This window comes from Arenibacter sp. ARW7G5Y1 (assembly GCF_003201775.1).
Classification (GTDB): domain Bacteria; phylum Bacteroidota; class Bacteroidia; order Flavobacteriales; family Flavobacteriaceae; genus Arenibacter.
In genome coordinates, this window is sequence record NZ_QJJZ01000022.1 from 53,779 (window position 1) to 62,824 (window position 9,046).

At 34.9% G+C, this 9,046-nt stretch carries 5 protein-coding genes; all 5 read right to left on the reverse strand.

The features are described from left to right. Positions 1–569: 569 nt before the first annotated feature. Positions 570–1,109: an RNA polymerase sigma factor gene (locus C7972_RS21660; RefSeq protein WP_181422961.1), complete on the reverse strand. Its 540-nt coding sequence runs from the start codon at positions 1,107–1,109 to the stop codon at positions 570–572. Positions 1,110–1,196: 87 nt separating this feature from the next. Beyond that, positions 1,197–4,415 (reverse strand): DUF6797 domain-containing protein, encoded by a 3,219-nt coding sequence (locus tag C7972_RS21665; protein ID WP_110358261.1) that lies wholly within the window; start codon positions 4,413–4,415, stop codon positions 1,197–1,199. Positions 4,416–4,841: 426 nt separating this feature from the next. After that, positions 4,842–6,353 carry a sulfatase-like hydrolase/transferase gene (locus C7972_RS21670; RefSeq protein ID WP_110358262.1) on the reverse strand — a complete coding sequence of 504 codons (1,512 nt, stop codon included), beginning with the start codon at positions 6,351–6,353 and terminating at the stop codon, positions 4,842–4,844. A 542-nt stretch (positions 6,354–6,895) separates the two neighbouring features. After that, positions 6,896–8,062 (reverse strand): FecR family protein, encoded by a 1,167-nt coding sequence (locus C7972_RS21675; protein ID WP_110358263.1) that lies wholly within the window; start codon positions 8,060–8,062, stop codon positions 6,896–6,898. A gap of 424 nt (positions 8,063–8,486) precedes the next feature. Beyond that, the gene (locus C7972_RS24465) at positions 8,487–9,026 is read right to left on the reverse strand and encodes an RNA polymerase sigma factor (RefSeq protein WP_181422962.1); all 540 of its coding nucleotides are present in this window, start codon (positions 9,024–9,026) and stop codon (positions 8,487–8,489) included. Positions 9,027–9,046 lie beyond the last annotated feature (20 nt).

A 9,046-nucleotide genomic window follows, 5' to 3' on the forward strand; every position in this document is an offset into this window, starting at 1 on the left:
GAAAGAATACTTTATATAGTTGTTCTTCCAGGTCACTACCATTATTGAGATTTACTACCTTTTACTTTCCTTCCAATAGTAATTCATCTTTTTTAGAAAGTGAATCTTCGAGTTTTCCATATAGTAACAGTTCAAACTTTTTCATTTATGCACGTGCAGATTATACTCTATAAACACAATAAAATTATTTTTGGGTACTCCCATGTATAATTATTTTATAAAAAGACTGAAACTATAGAACAAACTGAGGTTGGCCTAGTGCCTTTTGAATAGAGATATGACATGGAGCACACGGCAATGGCGTGGTCGTGGAAATCAAACTGGGAAGGCCTATCAACATTCCATAACTATCATAAGAGGAGTAGATTTGTTATGTACACCTAACTCCATTGAAGGCCTCAGTCAACCAATCGGGATGTTCTCGAATATTCAAATGATCACTTCATTCGGACAGAACTATTAATCAATTATTATGATTTGTAAATGTGGACTTACAATGAAATGGTATAGACCTGGAAGTTGGGTCACAGTCTTTTCCATATTCCCTTAATCTATACAAAATGTTTTGTCTAGAATAACAAAAATATATTTAACTGAACAGCACCAATAAAAATGTAATAGTCGGTTAAGGATTCCCTTAAAAACTTATAGGCTCTCTTTATTTGGTTTTTGACAGCATTTACAGATATTTCCAGATCTTCGGAGACTTGTTTGTAACCATCACCATTTATTGCACATTTTAAGAAAATTTTCTTACACTGTTTCGGTAATAAATCAATTTGCTGGTAAAGATATAGTTGATTCTCTAAACATATCATTTCCTCTTCTTTTGAAATATAGTTATAATCTAGTGTGTATGCCTCGTTTAAACAATATAGTTTCTTTTCTCTTTTTAGCTTATTGATACAAGCATTCTTAACGCACTGCCATAAATATGACTTTACATTGGCTATATTCCCGATTTTTTTATTCCTTAAAATGGAAATAAATACTTCTTGAACAATATCCTCGGCATCCGATACGTCCTGAAGATAATTGTACGCAATAAGGCATAAGTCTTTATAATGTTTTTTAAATATAATCTCTATTTGTAAATTATTCTTATACACTTGGATTTATTAGAAATATTGATTATTTATCGTTATATATGGTAGATAGGACAAATCAATTATGCTGAATGGACATATTACTCCAAATTATTTTTCCTTATTAAAAAACCATCTCAATAAGATAATAACTCCTATCATGACAATTCCGATAAGTACCTTGCTGATGAGGGTATTACTGTTGTTTTCAGGAACTTTATGGATAGTAAGATATATTGAATCCCGAAATTGTTGACCATCTTCCGACACCAATGATAATATAATACGCATCTGATCGACAGGTTTAAGGTCTTCTTTAGAAACCTTTAACAGAAGCTTTTTACCATTTCCAGAAACTTCAACAGCTTTTATTATTACAGTATCCCGACCCTGTTTGTCGGGATTTTTTACCGACCAATTTGCTGATCCATAATTTTCAGTCCAATGATAGTTCCATTGAGTAATATCATAATTATCCAACTCTTTGGCCGCATCAGAATCAAGTTTTTGATTAAATATAATTTCGATACCATTGGACCTCACGTTCAACGCTTCAATAAGAAAACCTTCCCCACCTGTATAGCGAATTCGGTCTAAGCTCCCGTACTTAGTAGCAAAGGAATCATCCCATCCCGTAATTCCCGCCACATAATACTGTCCATCCAATGGGTTGACCCGTGCACGCTGTATCCCAGAGGTAAATTGAAATGGAAGGGCAGAAGCAGAAGCTTGGGTAATTCCATCAATTTCCTGAGTCAATACCTGATACACCCATCCTTTGCCAAAACTAGTATGTATGAGACGATTTCCTAAAGGCCCCCACTCTTTGGGTGTCCATGCACCATTCCCAGGAGAATTATCAAATTCTTGTGGCAGCCAAATTATTGGTTTATCAAATGTTTCTGGCAAAATATCATCAGGATAGTTTGGTGATGCAAGGGAGGATTTCATGCTATATTCACTTCTTCCTGGTTTTGTTAACGATCCTTTAATAGTTGGGATGTAACCGTAAAATCCGCCATCCTTAATAAGACTAATTTTGTTCGCCGGCATCCAATTGCCCTGATTATCACTGACATATATTTCATCTTTAGGCCCAACAGTCACCCCATTGGGGGCACGGAAACCGATAGCAAGGGATTGCTGCCCCTTACCGTCCGGAGTTACTTGGATTAGATGACCTGGTTCATCATCATGTGTATATTGACCGCCCTTCGAATAAAGTAAGTTTCCCTTGCTATCCGTTTGCAAAGAGTAATTAAAAGCTTGAACGGGAACGGGGGAAACATCAGTGTCAGCGAAGAAACTTTCATAAAAATCGATTTCACTATCCCCATTGAAGTCTATGAGTTTGACAATCCTATCACGACAGGTAACATAAATTTCATCTTTGATTACCTTTACGCCAAAGGAGTCATAAAGTCCAGTCGCAATACGTTGCCATTTTACATTTTTTAGCCCAAGGTCAATTCCACTCGCAATCCACACATCCCCCAAGTAAGTGCTCATTACCAATCGTCCATCGCTAAAAAAATCCAATCCCGATGGACGAATCCAACTATTCCATGGATTTTTGAAAGGCAAGGGTATCCTATCCACCACATAAGGATAGTTCTCCGGTATTTGAACCATATTTTCCGGCTCTAGTTTATCATTGCTATTGTAATGTATAGGGTCATAGTGCGGAATGCCCACATCTAATGCCCCTGTAAGTGTAATTGTTGTATTCCACAACGGATCACCGCCTTTGGTGAAATCGGTCGGATCGGATATCGGTTGGTTTTGAACTTTTGCGATAAATTTTGCAAATTCCTCAAGCTCCTTAGTATTACCGCCACTATATCGGTGTACCTTAATCAGTTGTTTTTCGGTAGATTTCGGTATAAACAATGAAACTTGTTGACTCCCATCTATATCCCAACGTAATCCCTCGATATCTCCTTGGACTCCCACGGCCATGAAGCTTTGAGATTCCTTGTCCCCCTGCCCTATCACTACTATGCTATTTTTCGGATTTATCCATTTAGCTTCCGGAAGCATATTTTGGGCATTTAAATTATCCAGTGAAAAGACTCCCTCTTTAAAAGCAAAATTTTCATTCTTCGAAAGCCTTCCGAGAACAATCTTTCGCCAAGAATCCCCGGGAGCAATAGCAAAGGTATGTTGTATTATTGGCTCGTTACCCAAAACCTCCACGGACGGCATCTCTAGAATTTTACGCCCAACAATAGAGTAAGAGAGAATGGTTTTCATTCCAAATTGATAATGCCCGTGGTAATCAAGCCATTTGGCTGGATACGGACTCCGCTCTGAAACCAGATTTTCAAGTTGATGGTATCTGTCTTTAAAGCTCCAATGCATATCACTAAACCCAAGAAGTTCATGGCCTACCATGGTTGGTTCCCCCTCTCCTCGATATTTTTGATATTTGGTCTTACTCAAATCGAAAATACCTTTCCAAGCTACCGAAGTGGACAGCCTATGAACATTGTAACTTATAAATAAGCTGTCCGCTAGCTTAATTGTCAATGCACTGTTTGTTTTATTTCCTATCTGGGAATAAATGGCTTGTCCATAATTTCCGATATGATTCTCAAAATATGATTGTCCAAACTCCTGAGATCCAGACAGAGCCTCTCTCTTTACTTTATCCTCTATTTCCTCTTTGCCTATCTGCGGTCCTGGCAAACTTTCTAAATATACATCTGTAATATTAAAATATGCCTTGGGATTTTTGCCTTTGATAAGATCTTCACGAATGTACTGTACAACAGCATAGGCTTCCTCGGGTGATAACCATCTTTGGGCACCCATTTGCCCAGCCCCATTAATGATGGTCTTCCAAATGCTGTATGGATCAGACCCATATTTAAATTCATCCAGACCAAAGGAACGGGCGGTAGGAAGTGAGGAATTACCGTTCATACCATGACATGCAGTACAGGCCCGATTATAGTATTCCCTACCTTTTTTAAGAGTCCTTTCGTCCAAATTTCTTATAATTTCGGCATGATCAATAATTGCACTATCTGATTGTTGTTTTGACAAAAAAGCTATGGTTTCTTTATGATTATAGCCACTTATGATTTCGAATGCGATATGCCCCTTCAGTTTACTATTTTTTAGTCTTGATTTTATCGGTGCCCACATTTCTTTTGAAATTGCAAAATGAGAGACGTTTTCCTCAAGTCCCCATTTTAATTCTTTAAAAGAATTTATACTATAGTAGGTACCCGAATCAGTTAATGGTGATAGCCCTAATATAGGCTCATTACATAACAAGAATATAATTAAAACCAATTGTTGTCTGCATTGCAATAATCTTCGCATGAAGTTCAATTTAACTTTTGAAAAAATGGAATAATCAAAATTGATTATGATTAGTAATTGTGTTATTTGGTTTCGCCCAACCCCTTATATTTTTCTTCAGATTTATATATTAGCGAGATACTCTTTTAATCTATATTCTGATAGAATAATTTATCCTATACTACTTGTTGATACTTAAGTACGGAAAAGTTCAATATTTTTTCATTTCCTTAAATGATGTCCAATTTTACACTTACTTGTTTATATGGACCTCTTTACAGTTGCCTTTGGCAGTAACATGGATGATTCAAAAGAATACTTGTCCACACAACAATATTCAAAAGCGCGCACATATTTTTGCTATTTCAACACTTCGTCCGATTTATTTTTTCAGACTTATCTTTTCCATTATTGTGTGGGAACATTAATATGTTTCCACTTCACGTATTACTTTTTATTCGGATCAGGATAGCCTGAATCTCGAAACACTTCAACTGACCAGATTTGATGTAGGTGTTCTAAATCTTCTACTATAGAGGGATATTTGATGGCGTAGTTAATTTCTTCCGGGTTAAGGTCGTCTAATTTGGCCAAATAATAATCTGGCATCTTAGAATCCTTTATAGGATGATTAGAAAACTTACCTGTAGTATCACGACCATTAAAAATCAGTTTCCAATTGCCCTTTCGAACTGCCCATGAACTTTGCCATTGCCAGTGCATAACTTCATGTGGTGAAGGTTCGATATCCGAGTTGATAACTGGTAAAATACTTTTGCCATCCAACTCATTTACTGGTAAGGGAATTTGTAGTAGGTCACATAACGTCGGAAAAATATCCATATTAGAAACAACCTGATCTCTTGTTACATTTTGTGGAATTTTTTTGGGAAAACTTATAATTGCGGGCACTCGTATTCCCCCTTCAAGAAAACTAGCTTTCGCTCCCCGCCATTTACCTGTATAGCCACCACCACCATTGCTTCCATAACTTATACCCCAGTTGAAATAATCTTCTGTTGAATGTCCATTGTCACTCATGTAAATTATAATGGTATTTTCAGCAAGACCTAGTTGATCTAATTTCGTTAAGATTTTTCCTATTCGATCATCCAAAGTACTTATCATAGATGCATATGAACTTCTTGGCCATTTCAGGTGCTCATATTGCTTGACGAAAGTTGAATCCGGTTGTTCTGGGTAATGTGGTAAATTAAAAGGAACGTACAAAAAAAAGGGGCTATGTTTATTTTCCTCCAAATATTTGTAAACTTCTTTTAACTGTAAATCAGGGAAATATTTGCCGTTTTCATGAATTTTGCTATTATTTCTATAAAGATCGTGAAATGGAGGTTTTTGTCTTTCAGAATGCAAATATTGGTGAGTATAATAATCAATAAAACCGCCTCGGAATCCAAAAAAATAGTCAAAGCCGTGTTTCAAAGGATTATGGTTGTCTGTAGCTCCTAGATGCCATTTTCCAATAATTCCAGTATTGTAATCATATTGTTTCAAATATTCAGCAAGCGTTGTTTCATTTAAATTCATTGCTCTTGCTTTGTAATCGTTGGGATGGCTGGACGTCCAATCGTTGACTCCACTTCTTTGTGGAGCCCTTCCCGTCAATAATGCCGCTCTTGACGGGCAACAAACTGAATGTGCATAGGCTTGTGTGAATTTAACTCCCTTGGCGGCTAACCTATCTAAGTTGGGAGTTTGAAGGTCCTTAGCTCCAAAATCTCTAATGTCTGAGGTGCCTTGATCATCTGCATATAACAAAAGAATATTGGGTCTGCTATTTAATTGGTCCACTATTGTCTTTGCTACGCCTGTTTGTGCATAACATCCAATATTAACGCTAAAAACAGTAATTATATAGAAGACTGTAACTACTGTAAAAAAACGCTTAAAAAATAATAATGAAAATGAGTTTATGTGCGATGTTATTATATTAATCATAATAAGTAAAGTTGTATTTTTATAAGTATTAGAAAGTTTTTCAACCGTAGGAAATCCGTATAGATTTTTTTGATCTGAACAATTACGGTTAGGGTATAACAATTGATTCTTAACGAAAAAAAAGATAATTCCATCCTAATTCTGCTTTAAGATGAGAGTTAATTGGATTTGACGAATTGGCAAATAAAACTTCAATTTTATACTGTTCTTCCAACTGCAATTAGTATACTGATAAAGGTTTTTTTGGATCTCATACTATTTATCCTACAAGAATCTGCTCTACTATGTCTTAAATGTTATGATAAAATTGATTTAACTTGTGAAATGAGTATAATTGGAAAACTCATCCCATGCCAAAAAGCCCAGAGTAACCCGTAAAATAGCCATATCACCTACGATCATTTCGACTTTACATAATAGGTTGCCTTTTCTAGTTGATGTAGTGTGTCTCATACTTCCCATTCAGTACTGTAAAAACACCTACCCTTTCCAAATAAAACTGATATAGCTTAGTTAGTATTTTATGTCATAGGCACAATTTATTAGGTAATAATTATTTTGTTGTTCTCTATTTTATAGTTTATTTCGAACGTTTTTTTAAGAGATTCCAAAACCTCTTCAATTGTCTCATCATGAAAATATATGTTATATAGCTGCTCATCCAGCTCACTGTTATTGTTAAGAATTACTACATTATACTTTCTTTCCAATCGCAATCTTATTTTTTTAAAGGGCGTATGCTTTAACAGAAGAATACCTTCTATCCAAGCTATGTAATCATTTGTATCTACAATTTTTGTAGATATTTCTTTAGTAAGTTTGCTTGCAGTAGCTTTATAATCAGGAAGTAAGGTAACTGTATTGCCTTTAGAGGAAACAGAAACTTTCCCCTCTACCAAAACAGTGCTTATTGTATTGTCTTCTCTATAGGCAGAGACGTTAAATTTCGTCCCTGTCACTTTAATATTCAATTGATGTTCCGTTTCAACTAGAAAAGGATCGTCTTTATTTTCTTCTACTTCAAAAAAAGCTTCTCCTTCAAGTAAGAAGACCTTTCTATTTATTCCTTTTATAAAGTTTACAGGATATTTTAAAGATGTTCCGGAATTTAAATGGACTTTGGTCTTATCTGAAAGCTCCAATTGAAAGGTTTTGCCATATGGAACTATAATATGATTGTATTCTAATCGTCTAGAGGCTTCATCAATATAGATAAGTTTATTTCCTTTTACCTTTCCTACTATGTTACCATTACTATTGGTTAGGGCTAAGTTACTTTCCTTGTTTAATGTTAATACTTCGCCATTCTCTCTTTTAAGGATTATATTCTCGTTAGGAATAACCAGTCCTGCGGTTATGACTTTTTCAACTTTAACATCTGTCAAGTTGACAAAGTTATTTTTAAAAACAAAGCCTACAACTAAAAATAAGCCTGTCACAATAGCAGCGTACTTTAATAGTTGCAATCTATTACGGCGCTTTTTCTCCTCTTGGACATATCGCTTTTTATTAAAATTATTCCACGCCTCATCTATATCTAATGAAATTATCTCATTAACCCCCTTTCCTTTCTTTTTAAGAAAAAGAAGGTTCTCATAAAATATTTTATTAGTCTCTGATTTATTGATCCATTCTTGAAATCGCAATTCATCTTTTTTAGAAAGTGAATCCTCGAGTTTTCCAAATAGTAACTGTTCAAACTTTTTCATTATGCACGTGCAGATTATACTCTATAAACACAATAAAATTATTTTTGGGTACTCCCATGTATAATTATTTTATAAAAAGACTGAAACTATAGAACAAACTGAGGTTGGCCTAGTGCCTTTTGAATAGAGATATGACATGGAGCACACGGCAATGGCGTGGTCGTGGAAATCAAACTGGGAAGGCCTATCAACATTCCATAACTATCATAAGAGGAGTAGATTTGTTATGTACACCTAACTCCATTGAAGGCCTCAGTCAACCAATCGGGATGTTCTCGAATATTCAAATGATCACTTCATTCGGACAGAACTATTAATCAATTATTATGATTTGTAAATGACGGACTTACAGTGAAATGGTATAGACCTGGAAGTTGGGTCACAGTCTTTTCCATATTCCCTTAATCTATACAAAATGTTTTGTCTAGTATAACAAAAATATACTTAACTGAACAGCACCAATAAAAATGTAATAGTCGGTTAAGGATTCCCTTAAAAACTTATAGGCTCTCTTTATTTGGTTTTTGACAGCATTTACAGATATTTCCAGATCTTCCGAGACTTGTTTGTAACCATCACCATTTATTGCGCATTTTAAGAAAATTTTCTTACACTGTTTCGGTAATAAATCAATTTGCTGGTAAAGATATAGTTGATTCTCTAAACATATCATTTCCTCTTCTTTTGAAATATAGTTATAATCTAGTGTGTATGCCTCGTTTAAACAATATAGTTTCTTTTCTCTTTTTAGCTTATTGATACAAGCATTCTTAACGCACTGCCATAAATATGACTTTACATTGGCTATATTCCCGATTTTTTTATTCCTTAAAATGGAAATAAATACTTCTTGAACAATATCCTCGGCATCCGATACGTCCTGAAGATAATTGTACGCAATAAGGCATAAGTCTTTATAATGTTTTTTAAATATAATCTCTATTTGTAAATTATTCTTATACACTTGGATTTATTAGAAATATA